At 63.1% G+C, this 24,977-nt stretch carries 23 protein-coding genes; 12 read left to right on the top strand and 11 right to left on the bottom strand.

Annotation, left to right across the window (positions count from 1 at the left end):
* The first annotated feature begins 217 nt into the window (after positions 1-217).
* Both ACVMB1_RS17915 and ACVMB1_RS17910 read left to right on the top strand, forming a co-directional pair.
* Positions 218-3,580, top strand: a complete 3,363-nt coding sequence (locus tag ACVMB1_RS17915; RefSeq protein WP_076828545.1) for an adenylate/guanylate cyclase domain-containing protein — start codon at positions 218-220, stop codon at positions 3,578-3,580.
* 334 nt (positions 3,581-3,914) lie between these two features.
* Positions 3,915-4,652, top strand: coding sequence for a Crp/Fnr family transcriptional regulator (locus ACVMB1_RS17910; protein WP_083715044.1), 738 nt, complete (start codon positions 3,915-3,917; stop codon positions 4,650-4,652).
* 18 nt (positions 4,653-4,670) lie between these two features.
* Here ACVMB1_RS17910 and ACVMB1_RS17905 read toward each other — a convergent pair whose 3' ends face one another.
* Both ACVMB1_RS17905 and ACVMB1_RS17900 read right to left on the bottom strand, forming a co-directional pair.
* Positions 4,671-4,868: a hypothetical protein gene (locus ACVMB1_RS17905; RefSeq protein WP_057018449.1), complete on the bottom strand. Its 198-nt coding sequence runs from the start codon at positions 4,866-4,868 to the stop codon at positions 4,671-4,673.
* A gap of 39 nt (positions 4,869-4,907) precedes the next feature.
* Positions 4,908-5,123: a hypothetical protein gene (locus ACVMB1_RS17900; protein ID WP_028352345.1), complete on the bottom strand. Its 216-nt coding sequence runs from the start codon at positions 5,121-5,123 to the stop codon at positions 4,908-4,910.
* A gap of 1,749 nt (positions 5,124-6,872) precedes the next feature.
* Here ACVMB1_RS17900 and ltrA point away from each other — a divergent pair.
* Positions 6,873-8,222: a group II intron reverse transcriptase/maturase gene (ltrA, locus tag ACVMB1_RS17895; RefSeq protein ID WP_069280038.1), complete on the top strand. Its 1,350-nt coding sequence runs from the start codon at positions 6,873-6,875 to the stop codon at positions 8,220-8,222.
* Between the two features lie 198 nt (positions 8,223-8,420).
* Here ltrA and groL read toward each other — a convergent pair whose 3' ends face one another.
* Both groL and groES read right to left on the bottom strand, forming a co-directional pair.
* On the bottom strand, positions 8,421-10,061 hold the full coding sequence (gene groL, locus ACVMB1_RS17890) for a chaperonin GroEL (RefSeq protein ID WP_076830236.1): 1,641 nt from the start codon (positions 10,059-10,061) through the stop codon (positions 8,421-8,423).
* A gap of 45 nt (positions 10,062-10,106) precedes the next feature.
* The gene (gene groES, locus ACVMB1_RS17885) at positions 10,107-10,421 is read right to left on the bottom strand and encodes a co-chaperone GroES (RefSeq protein ID WP_021077770.1); all 315 of its coding nucleotides are present in this window, start codon (positions 10,419-10,421) and stop codon (positions 10,107-10,109) included.
* Positions 10,422-10,816: 395 nt separating this feature from the next.
* On the opposite strand from groES, the gene ACVMB1_RS17880 reads away from it, so the two are divergent.
* Together ACVMB1_RS17880 and ACVMB1_RS17875 are read left to right on the top strand one after the other, a co-directional pair.
* Positions 10,817-11,107, top strand: coding sequence for an usg protein (locus ACVMB1_RS17880; RefSeq protein WP_026192965.1), 291 nt, complete (start codon positions 10,817-10,819; stop codon positions 11,105-11,107).
* Between the two features lie 100 nt (positions 11,108-11,207).
* On the top strand, positions 11,208-11,774 hold the full coding sequence (locus tag ACVMB1_RS17875; RefSeq protein ID WP_076830233.1) for a cupin domain-containing protein: 567 nt from the start codon (positions 11,208-11,210) through the stop codon (positions 11,772-11,774).
* Positions 11,775-12,084: 310 nt separating this feature from the next.
* On the opposite strand, the gene ACVMB1_RS17870 is transcribed toward ACVMB1_RS17875, so the two are convergent.
* Positions 12,085-13,047: an HWE histidine kinase domain-containing protein gene (locus tag ACVMB1_RS17870; protein ID WP_244558904.1), complete on the bottom strand. Its 963-nt coding sequence runs from the start codon at positions 13,045-13,047 to the stop codon at positions 12,085-12,087.
* Between the two features lie 390 nt (positions 13,048-13,437).
* Between ACVMB1_RS17870 and ACVMB1_RS17865 the strand changes: the two genes are divergently transcribed.
* A complete protein-coding gene (locus ACVMB1_RS17865; protein WP_076830227.1) occupies positions 13,438-13,827 on the top strand; it encodes a response regulator in 390 nt (129 codons plus the stop codon).
* 5 nt (positions 13,828-13,832) lie between these two features.
* A complete protein-coding gene (locus tag ACVMB1_RS17860) occupies positions 13,833-14,243 on the top strand; it encodes a response regulator (protein WP_076830224.1) in 411 nt (136 codons plus the stop codon).
* Positions 14,244-14,292: 49 nt separating this feature from the next.
* On the opposite strand, the gene ACVMB1_RS17855 is transcribed toward ACVMB1_RS17860, so the two are convergent.
* Positions 14,293-14,604, bottom strand: coding sequence for a hypothetical protein (locus tag ACVMB1_RS17855; RefSeq protein ID WP_076830221.1), 312 nt, complete (start codon positions 14,602-14,604; stop codon positions 14,293-14,295).
* A 342-nt stretch (positions 14,605-14,946) separates the two neighbouring features.
* Between ACVMB1_RS17855 and ACVMB1_RS17850 the strand changes: the two genes are divergently transcribed.
* A complete protein-coding gene (locus ACVMB1_RS17850) occupies positions 14,947-15,177 on the top strand; it encodes an MGMT family protein (protein ID WP_076830218.1) in 231 nt (76 codons plus the stop codon).
* Positions 15,178-15,272: 95 nt separating this feature from the next.
* Here the strand turns inward: ACVMB1_RS17850 and ACVMB1_RS17845 are convergent, their stop codons facing one another.
* Entirely contained in the window at positions 15,273-16,529 is a 1,257-nt protein-coding gene (locus ACVMB1_RS17845) for a NupC/NupG family nucleoside CNT transporter (protein WP_253623741.1), read from the bottom strand.
* Between the two features lie 116 nt (positions 16,530-16,645).
* Here ACVMB1_RS17845 and ACVMB1_RS17840 point away from each other — a divergent pair, with 116 nt between their 5' ends.
* Complete coding sequence (locus ACVMB1_RS17840; RefSeq protein WP_253623742.1) at positions 16,646-17,869, top strand: MFS transporter; 1,224 nt, start codon at positions 16,646-16,648, stop codon at positions 17,867-17,869.
* 365 nt (positions 17,870-18,234) lie between these two features.
* On the opposite strand, the gene ACVMB1_RS17835 is transcribed toward ACVMB1_RS17840, so the two are convergent.
* Both ACVMB1_RS17835 and ACVMB1_RS17830 read right to left on the bottom strand, forming a co-directional pair.
* Positions 18,235-18,996 carry an SDR family oxidoreductase gene (locus tag ACVMB1_RS17835; RefSeq protein WP_016846385.1) on the bottom strand — a complete coding sequence of 254 codons (762 nt, stop codon included), beginning with the start codon at positions 18,994-18,996 and terminating at the stop codon, positions 18,235-18,237.
* Positions 18,997-19,008: 12 nt separating this feature from the next.
* Positions 19,009-19,770 carry a hypothetical protein gene (locus ACVMB1_RS17830; protein WP_057019101.1) on the bottom strand — a complete coding sequence of 254 codons (762 nt, stop codon included), beginning with the start codon at positions 19,768-19,770 and terminating at the stop codon, positions 19,009-19,011.
* Between the two features lie 300 nt (positions 19,771-20,070).
* Between ACVMB1_RS17830 and ACVMB1_RS17825 the strand changes: the two genes are divergently transcribed.
* Positions 20,071-21,681 carry an ABC transporter substrate-binding protein gene (locus ACVMB1_RS17825; RefSeq protein WP_076830213.1) on the top strand — a complete coding sequence of 537 codons (1,611 nt, stop codon included), beginning with the start codon at positions 20,071-20,073 and terminating at the stop codon, positions 21,679-21,681.
* Between the two features lie 188 nt (positions 21,682-21,869).
* Here the strand turns inward: ACVMB1_RS17825 and ACVMB1_RS17820 are convergent, their stop codons facing one another.
* Both ACVMB1_RS17820 and ACVMB1_RS17815 read right to left on the bottom strand, forming a co-directional pair.
* Entirely contained in the window at positions 21,870-22,163 is a 294-nt protein-coding gene (locus ACVMB1_RS17820; RefSeq protein ID WP_026192964.1) for a GYD domain-containing protein, read from the bottom strand.
* A gap of 352 nt (positions 22,164-22,515) precedes the next feature.
* On the bottom strand, positions 22,516-22,734 hold the full coding sequence (locus tag ACVMB1_RS17815; RefSeq protein WP_057019099.1) for a hypothetical protein: 219 nt from the start codon (positions 22,732-22,734) through the stop codon (positions 22,516-22,518).
* A gap of 170 nt (positions 22,735-22,904) precedes the next feature.
* Here ACVMB1_RS17815 and pdhA point away from each other — a divergent pair, with 170 nt between their 5' ends.
* Together pdhA and ACVMB1_RS17805 are read left to right on the top strand one after the other, a co-directional pair.
* Complete coding sequence (pdhA, locus tag ACVMB1_RS17810; protein ID WP_194295386.1) at positions 22,905-24,002, top strand: pyruvate dehydrogenase (acetyl-transferring) E1 component subunit alpha; 1,098 nt, start codon at positions 22,905-22,907, stop codon at positions 24,000-24,002.
* Complete coding sequence (locus ACVMB1_RS17805; RefSeq protein WP_057019116.1) at positions 23,995-24,975, top strand: alpha-ketoacid dehydrogenase subunit beta; 981 nt, start codon at positions 23,995-23,997, stop codon at positions 24,973-24,975. The genes pdhA and ACVMB1_RS17805 overlap by 8 nt, the downstream gene beginning before the upstream one ends.
* Positions 24,976-24,977: the final 2 nt, after the last annotated feature.

Genomic DNA, 24,977 nt, shown 5'->3' with positions numbered 1-24,977 from the left:
GGGCCGCCCACGGGCGGCCCTTCGATTTTTTCGCCGGGACGGACCGCCGGCACTCGTACGAATGTTAGCGTGCAGACGGCTGTAACCGGGCACCGCCACTGCACAATTCGCATCTCCTGCGTCACGCCGCAAAACAGAGGTGCCACTCCGGTCAGATTGCGATAACGTTCATGCACCGTGGTCCATTCGGCCAGCCGTCAACCCGTCGGTGAAGCCAGTGCAGCAGATTGCGGAATGGCTCGAGAAGCTGGGACTTGGGCAATACGCGCTGCGTTTTGCCGAGAACGGGATCGACCTCGGCGTTCTTCCCGAACTGACGGATGAAGACTTCGACAGGCTCGGCGTCCTGCTCGGCCATCGCCGCAAGATGCTGCGCGCGATCGCCGATGTCAATCAAGCCGAACTGATCGCCGCGCCGGTTTCACCGCACGATGCCGAGCGCCGCCACCTCACCGTGATGTTCTGCGACCTGGTCGGCTCGACGGCGTTATCGGCACGTCTCGATCCCGAGGACATGTGGGAGGTGATCCGCGCCTATCGCGCGGCCTGCGCGCAGGTGATCACGACATATGACGGCGCCGTTGCCAGATTTATCGGCGATGGGATCCTTGCTTATTTCGGCTATCCCCGCGCCCACGAGGATGATGCGGAGCGCGCGGTGCGCGCCGGCCTCGACGTCATCGCCGCAATCGGCAAGCTCGAGACCCGCGCGGACGAGGGGGTTGCGGTGCGGATCGCAATCGCGAGCGGGCTCGTCGTGGTCGGCGACCTCGTCTCCGGCGGCGCGTCGGAGGAGCAGGCGCTGGTCGGCGATGCGCCGAACATCGCCGCGCGGCTGCAAAGCCTGGCGGAGCCGGGCGTGGTCGTCGTGGCGGCCTCGACCCGCCGGCTGCTCGGCAATTTGTTCACGCTGCGCAACCTCGGCCGCCGCGAGGTCAAGGGCATCTCCGAGCCGATCGCGGTGTGGGCCGTCGAAGGCGAGCCGGCATCGGAAAGCCGTTTCGAGGCGGTGCGCACCGCGCGCTCGATCGGCTTCGTCGGCCGCAAGGCGGAGATCGAATTTGCGCTGTCGCGCCAGCAACTGGCGTGGCAGGGCCAGGGCCAGGCCGTGCTGATATCGGGCGAAGCGGGTATCGGCAAATCGCGCATCGTGGCGATGCTCTCCGACAGCCTGGCGCCCGGAACACACCGCCGTGTGCGGTATCAATGCTCGCCCTATCACACCAACAGCGCGCTGCACCCCTTTGTCGGCCAGCTCGAGCGTGCCGCCGGCATCAGGTCGGAAGATGCGCCGGAGCAGAAGCTGGACAAGCTCGAAGCCATGCTGGCGCTCGGCACGCAGCACGTGCCCACCGTGACACCGCTGATCGCAGCGCTGCTGTCGATCCCGACCGGCGAGCGCTATCCGCCGCTCGGCCTCAGCCCGGCGCAGCAGCGGCGGCAGACATTCGCAGCGCTGCTCGACCAGCTCGAGGGCCTCGCCCGGCAGCAGCCGGTGCTTGTCGTCTGCGAAGACGTGCATTGGGCCGATGCCACGTCGCTCGAGCTGCTCGACCTCGCGGTCGACCGGATCAGGGGGCTGCCGATCCTGATGCTCATGACGTTCAGGCCGGAGTTCGAGCCGCCATGGGCGGGGCTCGCCAATGTCAGCCTGCTGCGGCTCGATCGGCTCGACCGGCAGGATACGCGCGCGCTGATCGAGCAGGTGACCGTCGGCCGGTTGCTGCCCGGCGAGATGATGGCGCAGATCGTCGAGCGGACGGACGGTGTCCCGCTGTTCGTCGAGGAGCTGACCAAGATGGTCATGGAGTCGGGGCTGCTGGTCGAGAATGCCGGGCGCTATCGCCTCGACAATCCGCTGCCGCCGCTGGCGATCCCGGCAACGCTGCAGGACTCGCTGATGGCACGGCTCGACCGGCTGGCGCCGGTCAAGGAGGTGGCGCAGATCGGTGCCGCGATCGGCCGTGAGTTCTCATATGCGCTGCTGCGCAGCGTGGCAGGGCGCGACGATCTGACGCTTGCCGCGGCGCTTGCTCAGCTCGAAGAGGCCGAGCTGCTGCTGCGCCGGGGCGTGCCGCCGGACGCAAGCTACAGCTTCAAGCACGCGTTGGTCCAGGAAGCGGCTTACGAGAGCTTGCTCAAGAGCCGCCGGCAATTGCTTCACAAGCATATCGGCGATGTGTTGCGCGACAAGTTTGCCGAGATGGCCGAGATCGAGCCGGAAGTCGTCGCCTACCATTTCACCGAGGCAGGGCTCGGCGAGACCGCGCTGGCGTGGTGGCGCAAGGCCGGTCAGCAGGCGCTGAAGCGCTCGGCCTATTGTGAGGCGATCGCGCATCTCGGCAAGGCGGTCGCCATCGCCGATGAACTTCCCGACGAGCCGGATCGGATGATCGGCCGGCTCCATCTGCAAATCGCCTACGGCCGCGCGCTACGGGGCAGTCTCGGGCACAGCGCCCCCGAGACGGTCGCCGCCTGGACCCGCGCCCGGCAGTTCGCCTCCGATATCGATGATCCGATCGAAATGGCGCCGATCCAGTCGGGCCTCTTCAACGCCTGCTTGACCCACGGCGAGCTCGCGCCGATGCGGGAGTTGGCGGAGGCGATCATGGGCGCAGCGGAGCGGCACCCGCAGTCGCCGGTGGCGAGCGTCGTCGCGCGCTGGACCAGCGGGGTAACCTGCTGGTTCGCGGGCGAGTACCTGAACGCGGGCATCCATCTCGAGCAGGCCTTCGCGGCCTATGCGACCGAGCCGGATCCGGCAACCTTCAAGGCGTCGACGCTCGACTTGCCGTTCGTCATCATGAGATTTCTCGCCCTGGTGCTTTGGCCGCGCGGCGAGATCGATCGGGCCCGGCAGCTCGCGGGCGCCGCGGTGGACGTCGCCGGGAAACAGCGCGCGCTCGCGCGCGCCAATGCGCTGGTTCACAAGGCCGTCTTCGACGGGCTGTGCGGCAGCAGGTTGCGTCAGACCGAGACGATCCTGGCCCTGGGCCTGGCGCGCGACCACACGATGCCGTTGTATGTCGCCGCCGGCACCTATCTCAACGGTCTGGAGAAGTGGCGTGCCGGCGACCGCGCCGCAGGTCTCGCGGAGATGCAGCGTGGCTGGTCGTTGCTTCACGAGAACGACTGCTACCTCTGTGAACCGTTCTGGGGATTGCAGATTGCCGTGGCGAATGCGGAGGCCGGGCATGTCGATGCCGGGCTCGACATCATCAATGAGTTGATCGAGGCGACGGAGCAGTCCGGGCAGCACTGGCTGGATGCCGAGCTGTACCGCGTGCAGGCTGGGCTGCTGTCGCATCGTCACAGCCCCGACATGTCCAGCGCCGAGGATGCCTTCCGTCGTGCCCTCGAGATTGCTCGAAGGCAGCAGACCAGGACGTTCGAGCTGCGCAGCGCGCTGGGACTTGCACGTCTTTACAGCCGCAGCGGCCGCGCAGAGGAGATATCTCAATTGCTGGCGCCGGTGCTCGCCGGTTTCGATCCGGCGCTTGATCTCGGCGAGATCAAGGACGCGCAGGAACTGCTCACGCAGGCGCATCGGTGGCCGGACCGCCACTCGCGCGCGTCTTGACGGGTGCCGCAGCGGCGGCGCGGTCGCACCGCGTCCGCCCACGCCCGCGCAGATGGTGAAAGAGAAGGGTCGGATCTGGCGCGCGGCGCGAGCGATGCGAAACTGGAACTGTTGGGTTCCCGAAGTTCTACGGTGTAACGATGCGCATTTTGCTATTGCGTCCGGCGGCGCATTTGCATCTAACTTTAAGGACGCCGCCGCGGAGAATTCCGCCTTGCGGTCAAGCGTTTGGAATATGTTTTTGATCCCGTGTTCGAGTGAGTATGCTGTGCGACCCTTGACGTTCCCGCAGGTGAGCATTTCCGGTGGAACTTGTAATCGCCTTCTCGCGACATTGTCGCCGGCGGATCTGGACCTCCTGAGACCCGAACTTGAGACCGTTGCGCTCGAACAGGATGCAGTCCTGGCGCGCGCCGGTGACGAGATCGACCACGTCTTCTTTCCTCACAGCGGCGCGATCCTGTTGATGATCGACATGGCGGATGGGCAGACGGTCGCAACCGGCGTGGTCGGATGCGACGGGGCCGTGGGCAGTCTTTCGGTTCTCGGAGCCTCGCCGTCAGGCATTACCGCCGTCGTTCGTGCGGCTGGTACCGCCTCGCGGGTTCCGGCGGCGCGCTTTCACGCCGCTTTCGGGCGCAGTCCGGGGATTCGGCAGGCAATCCAGAAGCACGTCAGATCGATGCTGATCCAGTTTCAGCTCGGCTCCGCTTGCAATGCGCTCCACCCGGTCGAGGCGCGGATGGCGCGCTGGCTGCTTCAGCTTCGCGACCGCGTCGACAGCGACGTCCTCCCGCTGACCCAGCAAGCGCTGTCGCAAATCCTCGGCGTGCGACGAACGACGGTGACCTTGCTGATGGGCAATCTGCGCAAGCGCGGTGCGATCAGGTCAGATCAACGAGGCCAGATCGAGATCGACCGGGCGCGGCTATTGGCGGCGGCGTGCGAATGCCATCGCGTCATGCGTATCGAGGCCGAGGAGATCTTCTCGGGCGACAGGGTTCGAACGCGAGGAATGGCGCCGGCTAACGATCCGGGTATCCCGGAAATCGAGGCTGACGACGCCGTGTGAGCGCGTTCCCTGCTGCGATCAGCTTCCCGGCCGCCGATCAAGCTCCCGCGTCGGGGAGGATACCCTTTCGAGCTCCGCAATCTCACGCAGCACCTTTGCGGTCTCGCGCAACTCATTGCGCTTCGGACCGGGCTTCAGCCGTCGTGCTTCATCGAGAAAGTCCTTGGCCTGCAGCAGCCAGGCAGATGTTTCGGTCGAGATCTGTACCTGCGCCATGGTGTCCCTCCATCGCGGTCGTCAAAAGTGGTGGCCATTTCAGGCCGGTGAACCGCCGCCGCGGCGCCGCCGCACGCGGATGCTCGGCTCATCGACCCAGGCGTCCCGCGCAAACCAGGCGTGATCCGCGCGGCAAAATGGACAGGGCGTGCGCGAGAAGAACACGGTACTGCGTCGAAAGCTCTCGCGATCGGTCTTGATTCCGGTGGAAATCGCGTGCCCGGTTTGCGGACATCTGACCATCACCATGCCCATGAGCGCCTCCCTCCCATATTGCCTTTTGCTTTTTGCCTGTTGCCTTGCAGAATAGTCCGGCCGGTTGGATTGGCCTGATCGGTGCGCGGGGTAGTTGGGGGGCATCGCGCACCTGCGGCGGTTGACGGAGCATCGGGCAGTGGGGGCTGCATGCTCTCGTCACTGGGCTTCTTCCAACCGGCCAGGTCCCTCCTTGAACGAATCCTCGATGTGACTTCAACGCCGCTTCTTCAGGCGGCTCGGCTGAAAACCTTGTCGCTTTCGCTCACTGCACTGCCTCCCTCGCAAGTGAAAGCATTCTCCGCAACGCTTGCCCGCGTCACGGGAGCTGACGCTCCGTGCTCAATTCAGATTGTTGGAGTGAACTTCGATCTTGTCCCGAAGCTACTGTGGGGGACGAAGATGACGCTGTCGGTTCGGTTTGCGACTCTCGCACGAAATTTTTTTTGAAATTGTCAACTCAGACCAACGTATGTTTACGGAGAGTGTTGTGCATAACCTGCATGCCGTGAGCAATGTGAGGCGCTTGCATCAGCGCGAGGTTGTGGAAGTATTCGCATTGGCCGCGCTGCGGTAAGTCGCCCGGCGAGCCTGCCCCAAACAAAAACCCCGGCATCGCTGCCGGGGTTTTGCGTGTGTGCCGAGCATGACCGGCAGCTTGGAGGTGGAAGTCCTCTATCCAGCCTGATGACGGTGAAGGATTAGCGAAGCGCAAGGGCGTCATCGCGAGGTGGGGTCTGAAGGAAGCGTGGAGCAAAGCCGCGGCCCGATGGACAAAAACCGGATAAACGAGGCCTACCCGGCCGGACGAGCGAGCACGTGATCGCGAAGTCCACGGTCATCGGGGCCGGGGTGGTAAATCCGGCGGGCGTGCGGCGAAGGCGGTCGATCTTACCTCGGGAGATCTGCGCTGCGTCTCGGCAACGAGACTGAGGTCGTCGTAAGGCGATCTGACCGCAGTGCAGAAGTCAGCAGAGGGCATAGTAGGCGGAACGAGTTTCGCCGAAGGCCTGAACGCTGGAAGTGACGAGTAGATGCAGCGATATCGCATCGGCCATGCGACTGAATTCCGGGCAACTGGCCTCGGAACGGCGGGAAGGGGTGAAACCCTGACTGACGCTGATCAGAGGAGTCGAAGCTGGCGCGACGATTGCTGACACCCAAACTACGGCGGCAACAGAACAACTCTTGCCGCTTAATCCAGCGAACCGCCGTATACGGACCCGTATGTACGGTGGTGTGGGAGTTGCGCCTTGCAAGCGCGTTGAAGTCTGCCGTCTGAGATGACGGCCGCGGCAAAGCCTAGCGAGCAGCCGCGAACCGAGTCTTGCGTGGCGTCCGGTAACGGCCGTTGCGAAGCGTAGACAGGGAGGTTGTAGGCCGGAATGAAGTGAACGGGAAAATAGCCCCGAAATCGAACGTGATCGGAGTAGCCGACCCTGTCTCTCAAAGGGGAAGGCGGAACCGCAGGCCGCGACAACGCGAGCGGTCAGAGGTGCTCCCGGGGTTCGTACCGCCAGCATGCAATCAAAGGAAGCAGCGTGAACAAGGGAGATCCATCCGGTTCAAGCGCAAGCTTGTAAGACCTGCCAAGCCGCTGAGGTGAGAAGGGTCTGACGACCGGGTGGAAGTCAGACTGACCGATAGTACTCCGAGGACGGGAGAGCCGGCCACATGGGGAAGCGGTCAGCGGTAGTTGAATTGTTCTTGGGCGACATGGGCTCCATTCAACGGGAGTTACGGCCTTCTATGCAAAGAGAAGATCAGCTGACCATGGAAACGAAACTTGAACAAATAGCAGTGAAAGCTCGGCGCGAGACAAATCTTCGCTTCACCTCGTTGGCCCATCACATCACGCGCGACCGAGTGCAAAAGAATCTATTACAGATTCCGAAGCGCTCCGCCGCCGGGGTGGACGGACAGACGGTGGAGGCGGCGAAGGAGAGCTTCGAGGACTGGATAGGGCCAATGCTCCAATCCATCCATCGCCAGGGATATCGGGCGCCGAACATTCGGCGGGTCTATATCCCCAAGCCCGGTAAGACGGAGAAGCGCCCCCTCGGGGTTCCAACTGTCGCCGACCGGGCGCTCCAGCGCAGCACGGCTGAGGTGCTGGCCGCTATTTACGAGCAGGACTTCTTACCCTGCTCGTTCGGCGGCAGGCCGAAGCTCAGCGCCCATCATGCCTTGGCGACCCTCAATGAGGTGATCGCCGGCGGCATGATCAGCTGGGTGTTGGAGGCGGATTTGAAGAACTTCTTCGGGAGTCTCGATCATGATCGGGTCCTCCGGTTTGTCGAACATCGAGTCGGTGATCCGCGCCTGATCAGCTTGATCCGGCGCTGGTTGAAAGCGGGCATCCTGGAAGACGGAGCGGTGCACCCGAGCGAACAAGGAACGCCACAAGGCGGATCGATCAGTGTGCTTTTGAGCAACCTCTACCTTCATTACGTTCTCGACCTCTGGTTCGAACGCGTGGTGAAGGGTCGGTTGCGGGGCGAAGCCCGACTGGTGCGCTATATCGACGACTTTGTGATCTGCTTCCAATATCGATCGGACGCCACCCGCGTACAGGAGGCCTTGCGTCTTCGGTTGGGGAAGTTCGGCCTCACTCTAGAGCCGACCAAGACCAAGTTGGTCGAGTTTGGTCGGTTCGCGCAAAGACATGCGGGCAAACGCGGCAGAAACCGCCCGGAAACAATCTACTTTCTGGGGCTGACGCTCTATTGCACGCGAAACCAAAAAGGCAACTTCAAGGTTGGGATGCGCACCGAGAAATCTCGGCTAAAGCGCAGCCTTATGTCTCTGCAGGAGCTGATGCGGCAAATACGGCATTACAAGATCAGTGACCAGGCCGATGAAATCAACCTCGTCCTGCGCGGCCACTATGGCTATTACGGCGTCGCCGGAAATCTCCGGAGCCTCGTAAAAGTCTATCGGGCCGTGGAGCGTTACTGGCGCGGAATGCTGCGCAGCCGCAGCTGGGCAGGCCGACGCCTCACTTGGGACGCCTTCAACCAAATCAAAGAACGGACACCGTTGCTGAAGCCTAAGCTGCGCCTCCCTTATCGGGAGCTGCAAGCGCTTGCAGTGCTGTGAACCAACTGTCGAAGAGCGTCGGTGCGGGAAATCCGCACGCCACGTTCTGTGGGAACCGGGGGCGGGCGACCGCCTCCGGTGACCCGGTGGGAGGGGCTGCGAGGCTCCCCCCTATCCCGATTTCGTTGTCGTTGAGCGAGATCCCGGCTCTGCGGTGCACCGCTTCGCGCTGCACCGCGTCCGGGACGACTTCGTCGCTTAGAAGTCCATGCCGCCCATGCCGCCGCCCGGAGGCATCGCGGGGCCGCCGGCGTTCTTCTTCGGCAGCTCGGCAACCATCGCTTCCGTGGTGATCAGGAGCGCGGCAACCGAGGCAGCGTTCTGGATCGCGGTGCGCACGACCTTGGTCGGGTCGATGATGCCCTTCTTGACGAGGTCGGCATAGTCGCCGGTCTGGGAGTCGAAGCCGTAATTGTAGGTCTTGTTCTCCAGGATCTTGCCGACGATGACCGAACCGTCTTCACCGGCGTTGATCGCGATCTGGCGAGCGGGAGCCGACAGCGCCTTGCGCACGATCTCGACGCCGGTCTTCTGGTCGTCGTTCTTGGTGCGCAGGCCCTTGAGCTGCTCGGAGGCACGGAGCAGGGCGACGCCGCCGCCCGGGACGATGCCTTCCTCGACAGCCGCACGGGTCGCATGCATCGCGTCATCAACGCGATCCTTGCGCTCCTTCACCTCGACCTCGGTCGCGCCGCCGACGCGGATCACCGCGACGCCGCCCGCGAGCTTGGCGAGACGCTCCTGCAGCTTCTCACGGTCGTAGTCCGAGGTGGTCTCCTCGATCTGCGCCTTGATCTGGGCAACGCGGGCGTCGATGTCGGCCTTCTTGCCGGCACCGTTGACGATCGTGGTGTTCTCCTTGTCGATCATCACCTTCTTGGCGCGACCGAGCATCTGCAGCGTGACGTTCTCGAGCTTGATGCCGAGGTCTTCCGAGATGGCCTGGCCGCCGGTCAGGATCGCGATGTCCTGCAGCATGGCCTTGCGGCGATCGCCGAAGCCCGGAGCCTTGACGGCCGCGACCTTCAGGCCGCCACGCAGGCGGTTGACGACGAGAGTGGCGAGAGCTTCGCCTTCGACGTCTTCGGCGACGATGACCAGCGGCTTGCCGGTCTGCACCACGGCCTCGAGCAGCGGCAGCAGCTCGTTCAGCGAGGAGAGCTTCTTCTCGTTGATCAGGATGTAGGCGTCGTCCATCTCAACGCGCATCTTGTCGGCGTTGGTGACGAAGTAGGGCGAGATGTAGCCGCGGTCGAACTGCATGCCCTCGACGACGTCGAGCTCGGTCTCGAGCGACTTGGCTTCCTCGACCGTGATCACGCCCTCGTTGCCGACCTTCTTCATGGCGTCGGCGAGGAACTTGCCGATCTCGGCATCGCCATTGGCCGAAATGGTGCCGACCTGGGCGATCTCCTCGTTCGAGGTGACCTTCTTCGAGTTCTTCTGGAGGTCCGCAACGACGGCTTCGACCGCGAGGTCGATACCGCGCTTCAGGTCCATCGGGTTCATGCCGGCGGCGACCGACTTGGCGCCTTCCTTCACGATCGCCTGGGCGAGCACGGTTGCCGTGGTGGTGCCGTCGCCGGCCGCGTCAGCGGACTTGGAGGCGACTTCGCGCACCATCTGGGCGCCCATGTTCTCGAACTTGTCGTCGAGCTCGATCTCCTTGGCGACGGTGACGCCGTCCTTGGTGATGCGGGGAGCGCCGAACGACTTCTCGAGCACCACGTTGCGGCCCTTCGGACCGAGGGTGACCTTCACCGCGTTGGCGAGAACGTCGACGCCGCGCAGCATCTTGTCGCGCGCCTCGACGGAGAATTTGACTTCTTTAGCTGCCATCTGAGTTTTTCCTTGAGAGATTTAACCTGGGAGGGAGGGAGGCGCTTAGGCCGCCTTCTTCTTGGAAGCGGGGACGTCGAGCACGCCCATGATGTCGCTTTCCTTCATGATCAGCAGGTCTTCGCCGTCGATCTTGACCTCGGTGCCCGACCACTTGCCGAACAGGACGCGGTCGCCGACCTTGACGTCGATCGGGATCAGCTTGCCAGCTTCATCGCGGCCGCCCGGGCCAACGGCGATGACTTCGCCCTGGGAGGGCTTTTCCTTGGCACTGTCCGGAATGATGATGCCGCCAGCGGTCTTCTCTTCGGCGTCGATACGCTTGACCACGACGCGGTCGTGAAGCGGACGGAATTTCATGCAGTCCTCCTAAACATTTGTAGATGCTCTAGATTTTTGGAGAGTTAGCAGTCCAGTCCAGCGAGTGCCAGACTGGTTGGGCAGGAGATAGGCCAAGCCTTGGCGGCGGGCAAGTGCCTCTAGCAGAAAAATTGGCACTCGTGAGTACCGCCTGCCAAGAGGATGCCGAGATCATTTCGGCATCCTTAATGCCGCCCAAGAGGGGTTGCCGGGGCTATTAGCAGATGCGGTAAGCTGCTGCCAACGCAAGAAATTTCAACAACCTATTAAACATTTAGGCTTGAGATGGGTTAGTCGCGTGCGTCACATTTCTCTCATGTGAGCGCATCCATTGCCGGTGGTCCGGCGGGGGAGGTCGGCCACCACGTGAATGCGCTCCGTCACAGGAGGTTGGCATGGTCTCGCGAGTTGGTGGGGTTGTTTCCGACGATTTCCGGAAGCAGTTGCTGGGGTACGGGCTGACGACGGCGCAAATCCTCTATCGGATGCCGGATCACCCCTCGTTGCTGCAGACCTATGTCTGGCAGAACTACGACCTGTTTCCGAAATTTCCGGCGCTGCAGGATTTCCTCGCGTTCTGGCAGGCGAAGCTCGAAGGCCCGCTGTTTTCGGTGACGGTGGCGCATTCCAAGCTGGTTAAGCCGGCCGAGCTGCGTGCCGTCGACGGCGTGTTCCGGCTGCATTGATCAGCAAACGTAGCAGGGCGCGGCTCTGCGCCTTTGCTCGCCTCGCGGCGCGCGACTTGTGTTAGCCTCTCTCCGTCACAAAAAGACGGGAGGCGAAACAATGGCCAAGAAGACGGCATCAAGATCGGCAGCCAAGACCGCGGTGAAGAAGAAATGGTCGGGGCTTGGCGCAGGCGCCAAGAAGACGTCCGCGAAATCGTCCGCGCGCAAGACCATCAAGTCGAAAGGCCGCGTCCCGGCGGCCAAGAAGAGCGCGCCGAAAGCCGCAGCCAAGGCGTGGCCGAAGCAGCGCGTCGCGATCAGCCATCACCGCGAAGAGGACTTCAAGGCCGACGGGCTGCGCGCCTACGCCAAGTACCGCGACCTCGGCATATCAGCCGCGTCGCATGGCCTCGCGCAGGCACATGTCATCCGGCTGCAGGGACCGTGCAATCCCGATGAAGTGTCGAAGCTGCACTTCCACGATGTCGACTTCCAGATGGTCTATGTGCTCAAGGGCTGGGTGAAGACCTACATGGAAGGCGAGGGCGAGACGCTGATGCAGCAAGGCAGTGCCTGGACCCAGCCGCCGCGCATCCGGCACATGATCCTGGACTATTCCGACGACGTCGAACTGCTGGAAGTGATCCTGCCGGCCGAGTTCAAGACGGTGGAGCTGAAGGCGTAGTGCTCACGCACTCGTCGTGGCCGGGCTTGACCCGGCCATCCAGCTTGCTTCGCAAGATTCTCCTTGGTCGATGGATGCCCGGGTCAAGCCCGGGCATGACGATTTTCTAGCTAGGGCTGTGTACCCATAAAACCGTCGGCGTGACTCTACGTCCGCTTTGCCCCGATAGCGACCAAGTTCGTGCGGCAACGCAAGATGTCGCGATGGGCCAACTGCCGACGTTCCAAAGTGAATGAGACCACCAACAGTTATTCTGTCGGCGCTATTGGAGGAGCGGCGTCAAGTAGCCCGAAACAGACTATCCCCGCAATCAGACTGCAAGACGATCCAAAGGAATCGAAACCCTTAACCTGAGCCCGCTCGGTAACCAATCATATTCCACCTTGCCGCCCAGTTGAGCGGCAATGCTGCGCTCCGCAAGCACACTCCCAAAACCCTTTGCCGAAGGCGCAGCAACAATCACTGGGCCGCCTGTCTCTTCCCATTCAAGATGCAAGTCCCCGCCTTGCGTGTCCCATGCGATGTTTATTGAACCGGTTGGTTCCGACAACGCCCCATACTTGGCCGCATTCGTAGTGGTTTCATGCAGCGCGAGTGCGAGGCTTGTAACGGCCATAGCACCCACGGGGACAGCTGGTCCTCTTACCATGATGCGTTCGCTGGACGCGTCATCTTCATACGGCCGCAAGACCGTTCGCACCACGTCTCCCACCGTCGTTCGCTCGCTATGCGCCTCCGTACCCATGATTCCAGGACGGATTAGGTCCTTGGCCTGCATTAGAGCGTCGAGACGGCCTCGTAACGATTGAGCCATCTCTTGCGGAGTTCTGGCTGACCGAGCGCTCAGACTTATGATGCCATGGAAAACGGCAAACATGTTCTTCACGCGATGGTTTGCCTCCCGAGCGAGCAACCGTTGGCGTTCTTGCGCAATTACACGTTCGGTAGTCTCACTAACGATGCAGAGTACACCGCCAGTTTCGCCAGCCTCGTTCTGAACTGGAGAATACGAGATGTCGAAATAAACTGTCTCTGGGTAGCCGTGCCGCTCAATGTAGAAGGGGCGGTCCTTCGCGAAGACTGTTTCGCCGGTGTCGAGGACGCGCCTGAGAAGCGGTCCTAAATCGTCCCACAGCTCGGCCCAATTATCGCGTGCTGGTCGCCCAAGTGCCTTTGGATGCTTCTGACCTATCGTAGGAGCATAGGCGTCGTTGTAGAGAGCGACAAATTCGGCTCCCCAAAACAGCACGATTTGTGCTTTGGCCGGCAGCATAAGGCTCACCGCGCTCCTGAGGTGCGTTGGCCACCCAACGATTGGTCCCAAGCTGGTGCTGGACCAGTCGAAAGACCGGATGAGTGCGGCAGCTTCGCCCTCAGCCCGCGGAAAATCGCCTTTTACTTCTCGAACAGTGCCCATGGCGATCAACAAAGCAAACATTGGAATCGGGAACAATGGCCCACGAAACACTGATGTCAACAGAGCAACGACGAGATGGGCATAACGAGCTGTCGCAACGGGCCATAAGCAGTCATCAACCGCCGCTGTAGGTCGGCGGTCGGCCGAGAATGTTCCCGCCACGACGCCAAATTAGCAAAAGAACTCAATGGCTTGGAACGTTGCGCCCCTCTGTAGGTTGGCTGACCAGCATCCGAGGAGCCAACGATGGTCCCCCAAGCGCAGCAAAAGAGCGAACGGATCAGGGTTTTGTTCGTGGAGGACGAATGGTTCATCCGATTTGACGTAGCTGAGCAGCTTCGAGGCGCGGGGTTTGAGGTTATTGAGGCGAGGACCGCCGATGACGCGATGGACTACATCTCATCAGGCGAGCGGATTGACGCGCTGATAACCGATATCCGGATGCCCGGAACCCTTGATGGTCTGGAGTTGGCTGGGAAGGTCCGCGTCATGCAACCGATGCTCCTTATCCTCGTTGCCTCTGGAAGCACAGAATTGGAGAGCGCAGCGAGCCGCGTAGGTAGGTTCATCAGCAAGCCCTACGATCCCAGGCAGATCGCGATGCTGATCGCGGAGATGCTCGGCCCGGCGCTGTAGTAAGCATGCAAGCAACAACTGTATTGATCGTCGAGCAGGACGTGCTCGTGCGCCATCCGCTGGCGGAGTACCTTCGTGAGTGCGGCTATCGCGTGATGGAAGCAACTCAACACGATGAGGCACGTGAATGCCTCGAAGGCGGGAAACACTGTATTGAAGTCGCCCTGATCGACGTAGGCGGCGCCACCGGCTCTGGGTTTGCTCTTTCTGCGTGGATACGGAGCAACTACCCAACTGTGAAGACAATGCTGGGCGCGACGGTCGGCAAGGTCCTCGCGCTCGCGGGTGACCTTTGCGAGGAAGGCCCGCAGGCAGCGAAGAAGCTGAATTATCGCCCCGTGTTGGATCACATTCGCCAACTGCTCGCGACCCGGAAGCCGCCGAAAATCACCAGCCGCGATACCCGCGCAGGATAGGTGGCTGCAAACAGTGCGCTCATCGCGCTGCCTTCGGAATTCCCCATGATCACCGCTTGTGATGCGCCAATTGTTGTATCCATGATGGCGCGAACGTCGTCCATGCGTTGCTCAAGGGAAGGAGCAGCGGAATCCGGTCGGATAGTCCGTCGCCCCTTTTGTCGAATGTAGTGACACGCGCAAAGGCTGAAAGCCGCTGCAAGAATGCCGTATATCCGGACGTTTCGTGCTGAAAATCGACGTGCGAGAACCCACCAAGAACCATGATGATGTCGATAGGTCCTTCACCCATCACTTGACAGGCGATATTGACCTCGCCGCTCAGAGCATATCTGGTTTCGGCTAAGGCGAACTCTGACATCCGGTCGTCGCGAGACCCGACAATTCTCCTCGGCTGAACTATGGGGGTCAGCGGATAAAGTCACCTCAGAAGTATGGCAATGTCCACAGCGGGTCATTCACGTCGAATCGCATCGGGCGGAGCCGCCGGTCGATGTCCGCAATGCTCCGTTTGCGTCCACGCCGGCACTGCGCGGCAAACGACGCTAGGGGCCAATAGCTGCCCCGCAATGTTAAGACGGCGGCGCGCACTTCGAAACTAACACCGGCACGTCCGGTCGAATCTTCCGTGCCAACGCGACGCGCTCGTCCAACCGCAAGTAAAATGGCGAAAACCCTCTGAGAAATCTGCTACACTCGATTTATGAAAACCTTTTCAGATAAGGTCCGCGACATCGTGCGCAAGATCCCAAAGGGGAAGGCCATGACGTACAAAGCTGTCGCTGCTAAAGCCGGCAATCCGAAGGCTGCGCGCGCGGTCGGTGCCATAATGCGCACGAATGACGACCCATCGATCCCCTGTCATCGCGTTATTGCAAGCGACGGCTCAATGCGCGGCTACGTGCGCCCGCGCCGTCGGCCGGCCCAACAATGATCCGCTTGGCAGGGAGCTTCACCGCGTCAGCACCGCCCCGGATTGCGCGGAGCCTGTCATCGCGCGACCCGTTGGCTCCATCCGGGCTACTGCGACTACGGCTGCGTCAGCATCCCCACGATCGCGCCCATCAGGCAGGTCGTCAGCGTGCCCGAGACGATCGACTTCAGCCCGAGCGCGTTGATCTCGTCGCGCCGCTCGGGCGCCATGATGCCGAGGCCGCCGATCATGATGCCGAGGCTCGCGAAGTTCGCAAAGCCGCACATCGCGTAGAGCATGATCAGCCGCGAGCGCGGATCGAGCGCGTCGGGGCCGAGCTTCGACAGGTCGACATAGGCGATCAACTCGTTCAGCACGGTCTTGGTGCCCATCAGGCTTCCGGCCGTGATCGCCTGCGGCCAGGGCAGGCCCATCAGCCAGCACACCGGCGCCATGACGTAACCAAGCAGGCGCTGCAGCGAAATCTTCGCGCCGCCGATCTCCGGCAGCAGGCCGATGATCGCGTTTGCCAGATACACCAGCGCGACCAGCACGAGCAGCATCGCGATGATGTTCATCAAGAGCTCGAGCCCGGCTGCCGTGCCCTTCACGATGGCGTCCATCGTCGACGACACCTGGATATCGGGATTGTCGAGCGATCCGCCGGTGCGCTTGCCGGACGTTTCCGGCACCATGATCAGGCTCACTAAAATAGCGGCCGGCGCGCCGAGCACCGAGGCGATGACGAAATGCGCGGCCGCATCCGGGATCAGCGGCGCCAGCAGCGTGGCGTACAGCACAAGCACCGTGCCGGCGATCCCGGCCATGCCGCCGGTCATCACCAGAAACAATTCGGAGCGCGTCAGCTGTGCGAGATAGGGGCGGATGAAGAGCGGCGCTTCGACCATGCCGAGGAAGATATTGGCCGCGGTCGAGAGCCCGACCGCGCCGCCGACGCCGAGCGTGCGCTCCAGGATCCAGGCCATGCCGCGCACGACAGGCGGCAGCACGCGCCAATAGAACAACAGCGTCGTCAGCACGCTCATCACAAGCACGATCGGCAGCGCCTGGAAGGCGAGGATGAAATCCGAGCCGGGCGCCTTGGGATCGAACGGCGCCGGGCCGCCGCCGACATAGCCGAACACGAAGGCAGTGCCGGCGCGCGTCGCGGCGGCGATGGTGCCGACGGCGTCATTGATCGCGCCGAAGGCCTGCGTCACCAGCGGCACTTTGATCAGCACCAGAGCCGTGACGATCGTGACGACAAGCCCGATCGCCGCCTGGCGCAGCGACACCTTCAGGCGATTCTCGCTCAGCGCCCAGGCGATCAAGAGCAACGCCACCACGCCGAACGCCGATTGCAACTGCAGCATCACGCCCCCAAGAACTCTCGCGGGATTATGGGCAGGGGCCTCGCGCAGCGCAATGCTGTTGCGCGTTCATCTCGTATCCATTGACAAGTTGCAGGCGCTCGGCCACGCAATCATCCATGTCCTCCGCCACGCCGGCCGGCGCCCGCGATCTGCTCGGCCACAGACCGTTCCTGTTCTTCTTGTCGTCGCGCAGCCTGTCGCGCTTCTCCAGCCAGATCGGCGCGGTGGCGATCGGCTGGCAGATCTATAATCTGACCGGCAGCGCGTTCGACCTCGGCATGGTCGGACTTGTGCAGTTTTTGCCGACGGCGCTCCTGGTATTCGTCGCCGGCCACGCCGCCGACCGCTTCGAGCGCAAGCGCGTGGTGCAGGCCTGCCAGATCGCGGAGGCGCTGACCGCATTGTTTCTCGCCGGAAGCACCTTTGCCGGCACCATCTCCGAGATCCAGATCTTCGTCGCGACCTTCGTGCTCGGGATCGCCGGCGCGTTCGAGAGTCCGGCGACCGCCGCGCTGTTGCCGCTGATCGCGCCGCAAGGCTCGCTGCAGCGGGCGACCGCGATCTCGAGCGGCGCGGCGCAGGTCGCGACCATCACCGGACCCGCGCTCGGCGGCTTCGCCTATGCCCTGATGCCGGGCGCGCCCTACGGCATCATGATGGTGTTCTGGCTGTTCGGTGCGCTGCTGACCGGGGGCATCGGCCGGCTGCAGCAGGCGCCGGTGAAGAACGGCGGGTCGTCGGACGACCTGTTTGCCGGCGTCACCTTCGTTCGCAGCAATCCGGCAATCCTCGGCACCATCTCGCTCGATCTGTTCGCGGTGCTGTTCGGCGGCGTCACCGCGCTGCTGCCGATCTATGCGCGCGATATCCTGCAAGCCGGTCCGCTCGGCCTCGGAATCCTGCGCGCTGCGCCCGCGGTCGGTGCGCTCTTGATGACGATGGTGCTGGCTCGGCACACCATCAACCGCCGCGTCGGCATGCGCATGTTCCAGGCGGTGATCGTGTTCGGCGTTGCGACGGTGGTGTTCGCGCTGTCGCACTGGATGTGGCTGTCGGCGCTGGCGCTCGCGGTGCTCGGCGCCGCGGATACGATCAGTGTCGTGATCCGCTTTTCGCTGGTGCAACTCGCCACCCCCGACGAGATGCGCGGCCGCGTCGGCGCGGTGAACTTCCTGTTCATCAACGCGTCGAACCAACTCGGCCAGTTCGAGAGCGGCGTCACCGCGGCGCTGCTCGGCACCGTGCCGTCGGCCGTGCTCGGCGGCGTCGCCACGGTCGCGGTCGCGCTGCTCTGGATGAAGCTGTTCCCGACGCTGCGGGACGTCGAGAAGCTGGAGTAGGGCACTTCCCTTACCTCGCCCCGCTTGCGGGGAGAGGTCGGATTGCGCAGCAATCCGGGTGAGGGGACTCTCCGCGCGTTTGTCTCTCACCATCCTCGTGGAGACTCCCCCTCATCCCGACGTTCTCCCGCGCGCGGGGAGAAGGGGAAGATCAGCCCCGGGGCAAGCTTTTCATGATTTCGGAATAATGGAAAAGTATCGCTGATTTGCCCGACGTGTCAAGTTGCCGTGTCGAACGCCGGCAGCTGCCGGCTCCTTTGCATGGGGTTGTTTTCGATAATTTGGCAGCGTGCCCCGGCGCCGGCCGGCCGGGACAAGCCCGGCCGGCCGTCGTGAGGGTCCTGCCGCAAGCAGGGAGGAGAAGATCAGCCCCGGCCGACGAACGGCATCTTGGTCGCCATGACCGTCATGAACAACACGTTGGCGTCGAGCGGCAGGCCGGCCATGTAGGCCACGGCGTCGCCGACCGCCTTGGCGTCCATGCGCGGCTCATGCTTGGTGGTGCCGTCCGGCTGCAGCACGCCGGGGCCGTTGACCATACGGTCGGTCATCGGGGTCGCGGCATTGCCGATATCGACCTGGCCGACCGCGATGTCATACATGCGGCCGTCGAGGTTGGACGACTTGGTGAGGCCGGTGATGGCGTGCTTGGTCGAGGTGTAGGCGGCCGAGAACGGCCGCGGCGCATGCGCCGAGATCGAGCCGTTGTTGATGATGCGGCCGCCGCGCGGCTTCTGGTCCTTCATGATGCGGAAGGCGTGCTGGGTGCACAGGAACGGCGCGGTGAGGTTGGTGTTGACCACCGCCTGCCACTGCTCGAGCGGCAGATCCTCGAAGTTCACCGGCGGCGCGCCCATGCCGGCGTTGTTGAACAGCACGTCGAGCCGGCCATAGGTCGCCTTCACCTTGTCGAACAGGGCTGCGATCGCGGCCGGATTGGCCATGTCGGCCGACACGCACAGGCTCTTGCCGGCGGGGCCGAGCTTGGCGGTCTCTTCCAGCATCTCCATGCGGCGCCCGGCGAGCACCACGGTGTAGCCCTTGTCCATCAAAGCGAGCGACGCGGCGCGTCCGACGCCGGTGCCGGCGCCGGTCACGAGTGCGATCTTGCTGGTTGCCTCAGTCATCCGAGTTTCCTCTTACTTGGTTTTTGCTTCGGTTTCGTTCTTGTAGGGGGGGCGTGGAATGTTCTGGTGCGCCGCGCGCAGCGCCGCCGACCAGCGTGAGCGCAGGTCGTGGAAATAGGGCTCGCCGGCCTCGATGCGGTGGTTGAGGTCGGCCTCGCAGGCGTCCGTGCGCACCACCAGCACGTCGATCGGCAGGCCGACGCCGAGGTTGGAGCGCATCGTCGAATCCATCGAGATCAGCCCGGTCTTCAGCGCCTCGTAGAGCTCGACGTCGTAATGCATGGCGCGGTCGAGCACCGGCTTGCCGTATTTGTGCTCGCCGATCTGCAGGTACGGCGTGTCGGTGGTGCACTCGATGAAGTTGCCGGCGGTGTAGACCATGAACAGGCGCATCCGCGAGCCCTTGATCTGGCCACCGAACAGGAACGAGACGTCGAAGGAGATGTCCTCGGCGCGCAGTGCGTCGCCCTCGGTGGCGTGCACGGAGCGGATGGCGCGGCCGATCCGCTGCGCCGCCTGGAACATGGTCGGGGCGTTCATCAGCGTCTCGAGCTCGCCGGTGTCCGGATTTTCCATGCCCTCGGTCAGGGTCGACAGCACCGACTGGCTGATCGCGAGATTCCCGGCGCTGGCGATCGCCATGATGCGGTCGCCAGGCTTTTCGAAGATGTGCAGCTTGCGGAAGGTCGAGACGTTGTCGAGGCCGGCATTGGTGCGGGTATCGGCGATCATGACGAGCCCGTCGCGCACCAGAATTCCGCAGCAATAGGTCATTTAAAGCCCTCAGACGGTCCGAGTTTCTCGGCGGGAAACGTGTAGCCAATTTCGAGGATGCATCCAACCCCAATTCCCCGTGACGGGACGTGCGATGGCCGGTCGCGCGGGTCGGGGCCGCCGGTCCCGGCGGTGGTCCGTCCGGGCGCCCTGTTCCGGCCATCGAGGTCGCGAGCATTCCGGTCTCGCTCTGCGTGGCGCGCAGCCGGCAATGATCTTCGCCTTGCGTCGTTGCGAGGGGCGGGGTGTTGTGCTCGACTGCCTGCAACCGACGACAACAAGAAATTTCGGGAGGCGGGAATGTCGTTCAAACTGGCCGCGTGCATTGTGGCATTGGGTATCGCGGCGCTGGCCGCGAGCCCTGCATCGGCGCAGAAGAAGGGCGGCACCCTGCGGCTCTATCACAACGACAACCCGCCCTCGACCTCGCTGCTCGAGGAATCCACCATCGCCTCGGTGATGCCGTTCGCGGCCGTCTTCAACAACCTCGTGGTGTTCGATCCGGCCAAGGTGCACGAAAGCATCGACACCGTGATCCCCGATCTCGCCGAGAGCTGGTCGTGGGACCAGACCAACACAAAGCTTACCTTCAAGCTGCGGCACGGCGTGAAGTGGCATGACGGCCAGCCGTTCACGGCCAAGGACGTGCAGTGCACCTGGCGGATGCTGATCGGCAAGAGCGAGACCCAAGACGTCAAAACACCGGACTTCAAGCGCAACCCGCGCAAGGTCTGGTACTCGAAGCTCAGGGATGTCAGCGTCAATGGCGACGACGAGGCGACGTTCGAGCTGACCGAGCCGCAGCCAGGTCTCTTGGCGCTGCTCGCCAGCGCCTTCTCGGTTGTCTATCCCTGCCACGTGCCGCAGCAGGTGATGCGCACCAAGCCGGTCGGCACCGGGCCGTTCAAGCTCGTCGAGTTCCGGCGCGGCGACTCTATCCGTCTGGTCCGTAACCCCGATTACTTCAAGAAGGACCGGCCGTATCTCGACGAGATCACGGTGCGCTCGATCGATAGCCGCGCCACCCGCATGCTGGCGTTCGCGACCGGCGACTACGACATCACCTTTCCGTCCGACGTCAGCATTCCCCTGATGAAGGACGTCAAGGCGCGGGCGCCGAACGCGATCTGCGAGATGACGTCGACCAATCTGCAGATCAATCTTCTGGTCAACCGCGTCAATCCGCCGTTCGACAATCCGGATATCCGCAAGGCGATGTCGCTGGCGCTGGATCGCAAGGCCTTCAACAGCATCCTGTTCGAAGGCAGCGGGAGGCTCGGCGGCGCGATGCAGGCCAAGCCCGAAGGCGAGTGGGGCATGCCGCCGGAGATCCTGTCGACGCTGATGGGATACGGTCCCGATACCGGGAAGAACCTCGCCGAGGCGCAGGCGATCATGCAGAAGCTCGGCTACAGCGACGCCAAGCCGCTGTCGATCAAGATCCAGACCCGCAATCTGCCGACCTATCGCGACCCGGCGGTGATCCTCGCCGACCAGCTCAAGAAGATCTATATCACGGCCGAGCTCGACATTCTGGACACGCCGCGCTGGTACTCGCGGCTGCAGCGCAAGGACTACACCATCGGCCTCAATGTCACCGGCGTCAGCGTCGACGATCCCGACGGCAATCTGGTGGAGAACTATTCCTGCAACTCCGAGCGCAACTACACCCAGTATTGCAACGCCGAAGTCGACAAGCTGCTGGCGGCGCAGTCGCGCGAGGTCGACAGGGACAAGCGCCGCAAGATCGTGTTCGACATCGAGCACCTGCTGGTCGACGATGCCGCGCGGCCGGTCATCCTGCACTCATCGGCCGGCAATTGCTGGCAGCCCTATGTGAGGAATTTCCATCCGCACGACAACAGCCAGTACAACAATCTGCGCTTCGAGGATGTCTGGCTGGATAAGTAACGCGTGGTGCCTCGCCGGCGACGACGTGCGCCGTCGCCCTCGTGCCCTTCGTATCCTTATTTATTCACACGACCAAAGCCGCGGCTGGTCCTGCGCATGCGCGCACTCCCGCGCCGATCGCCGGGGCAAGTCTGCGACGGCGCCCGTCAGTCAGGCCGCGTCGAGATCCATCGGGATATCCGACGTAGCTACGGGAGCTCGGATATCAGCTTGGTCCACTCCGCCTCGGGCCAGGCCCGTGAGGTGCAAGTCCGTATGTTTCCCAGAGAGCTGAGGGCAAGCGCGAGTTTTGTGATGTTGTCGCCGAGCGGTGCTTCGGCGAGGAGAAGGATGTCATGCTCGCCGGAGGTGAGATAGACCTCCTTGATTTCGACACCTAGCGTCTTGGCGAGTTCTTTCGCCGCTCGGCTGCGCTTGGGAGCTTCCTTGACATTACGAATTCCCTGGTCGGTCCAGTCGATCCTCAATATGAATGTCGCCATGTCGTCCTCCAAGGGTTAAGCACTGCCCTTGTCTGCCGCGCGCGCGGCAGGCCAACCTGTTTCATGTTGAAGTTGAGGGAGCGCCACATAAGGCAGGCGCTGCTTTCAGACTGCGATGCCTGCCGACGGCCTGACCGCTGCCCGTTCCTTCAAACGGCGACGTCGGCCCGTCCCGTCTAAGGGCAGCTCGCTGCAGATTACGCCATGTCCCTTGCTCGAGAAAGAGGGCTCCCCGCGTTGTGATCGGGACCGCGGTGGCCTCGCGTAAGCGAGGGCGCCGCGTCAAGATCACACCCTCTGCGCAAGGATGCGGCCGCAGACCTTCGCGCGCCGGGCAGCTATCCGATGCAAGTCAGCTGTGGGTGTAGTCACCGGGTTTCAACCCGAGCGCCTTGACAGCTGCTTCGGGAAGCGGCCCCCACGCTTCGACCGTTTCATTCGGGGCCATCATGTCCGCAATAATGGCCGTGGCCTTTGCCGCGTCTCCTTCAGCCACGAAGAAGACCGAGCGAACAGGCGGGCCGCCGTCCAACGGCGCAGTTGTTACGAGGACAACCTGACCATTTGCCATGCTCTCTTATACCGCAGTCGCGGCGCTGTTCCACGGATCCTGTCGATCGATCCTTACGACCCGGCCGCTGACGCGTGCGCCAAGAGCGATGCTGCTACGGTATTGCATCGTCGCGGCCCTAACACCAAATAACTGAATGTGGGAGGCAGAACCGCTCCAGGAATGAGCGCGTGGCCAGCAAAAGAGCAAACGAAGAGCTCCCCGTCATTGCGCGCTTTGAGGTGCGCCGCCGCAATTACCTCGCGCCCGACGGCTCGACAGAGCGGCCGCTTCCTGCCTTCGCCACCGATGCCAAGCTGCTGGTCGAACTTTACCGGTCGATGGTGCTCTTGCGTCTGTTCGACCGAAAGGCTGTTGCATTGCAGCGCACCGGTCGGCTGGGAACCTATGCCATTTCGCTCGGCCAGGAGGCGGTGTCGGTCGGGATTGCGAGTGCGATGCGGGAGGATGACGTTCTGTTGCCCTCCTATCGCGACAACGGCGCGTTGCTCTGGCGTGGCGTCGCGCTGGAGGAGATCCTGCTGTTCTGGGGCGGCGATGAACGCGGCAATCAATTCTCCGGTCCGGTGCACGATTTCCCGTTCTGCGTTCCCGTCGGATCACAGGCGCCGCATGCCGCCGGCGTTGCCTACGCCCTGAAGTTGCGCAAGGAGCCGCGCGTGGCCGTCTGCATGTTCGGCGACGGCGCCACCTCGAAAGGCGATGTCTACGAGGCCATGAATTTCGCCGGCGTTCACAAATTGCCGCTCGTGTTCGTCGCCACCAACAATCAATGGGCCATATCGGTGCCGTTGCGTCTGCAGACGGGTTCCGAGACGCTGGCGCAGAAGGCCATCGGCGCCGGGTTCAGCGGCGAGCAGGTGGACGGGAGTGACGTGGTGGCGATGCGTGCCGCGGCCGAGGAGGCCATTGCCACTGCCCGCGACGGCAAGGGCCCTCACTTCATCGAAGCGGTCACCTATCGGCTCGGCGATCACACGACGTCAGATGATGCATTGCGCTATCGTTCGGCCGAAGAAGTCCAGGCGCATTGGAAGGAAGAGCCGATCGCGCGCCTCCGGTCCTATCTTGTGGGTCAGAAGATGTGGACCAAGGCGGATGAGGAGCGGCTTGCCGCCGAGTGCCATGAGCGCATCGAGGCGGCGGTGGAGCGCTATCTGAAGACGCCGCCACGCCGAGCAGAAACCATGTTCGACAACCTTTATGCCGATCTGCCCGAGGCGTATGCCGCGCAGCGTCGCGAACTTGCAGGAGAGGACGATGCCTGAACTCACGTTGGTCGAAGCCATCAATCTGGCGCTCGGCCGCGCGATGGCGGATGATCCCGATGTGGTCGTGCTCGGCGAGGATGTCGGCGTCAATGGCGGCGTCTTCCGCGCGACCGTCGGCTTGCAGGAGCGCTTCGGTCCGGAGCGCGTCCTCGATACGCCGCTTGCCGAACTCCTGATCAGCGGGCTTTGCGTCGGCATGGCCGCGCAGGGACTGAAGCCCGTGGGCGAAATCCAGTTCATGGGATTTATTTATCCCTGTCTCGATCAGCTGGTGAACCACGCATCACGGCTGCGCAACCGTACCCAGGGACGGCTCACTTGTCCGATGGTCCTGCGGACGCCGCATGGTGCCGGCATTCGCGCGCCCGAGCATCATTCCGAAAGCACCGAGGCGATGCTGGCCCACATTCCGGGCTTGCGTGTCGTGGTGCCTTCGTCGCCGGAGCGCGCCTATGGACTTCTCCTCGCCGCGATCCGCGATCCCGATCCGGTGGTGTTCCTGGAGCCGACGCGGTTGTACCGCGCCGTGAAAGGCGAGGTCGAGGACAACGGCGAAGCCTTGCCGATGGATCGCGCCTTTGTCGAGAGGGAAGGTCGCGACGTCACGCTGATCAGCTGGGGTGCGATGCTGAAGGAAACGATGGCCGCAGCGGACGCGCTCGCCGACGAGGGCATCGCTGCCGAGGTTATCGACCTCGCCACGCTCAAGCCCTACGATGAAAACACCGTGCTCAGGTCGGTCACAAAGACCGGGCGCTGCGTCATCGTGCACGAGGCCGCGCACACCGGCGGATTTGGGGCGGAGATCGCGGCCATGATCGCCGAGCGCGGACTGTCCTCGCTGCTCGCACCCGTGACCCGCGTCACCGGCTACGACACGATCATTCCGATGGCCCGCCTCGAGCAACGCTACATGCCGTCGGTCGGACGCATCGTGACCGCAGCCCGAAAGGCGCAACAGTACAACTGAAC

Source organism: Bradyrhizobium sp. USDA 4504 (genome assembly GCF_054063995.1).
Note: the sequence above shows the minus strand (reverse complement) of the source record. Positions and strands in the feature narration are given on the sequence as shown.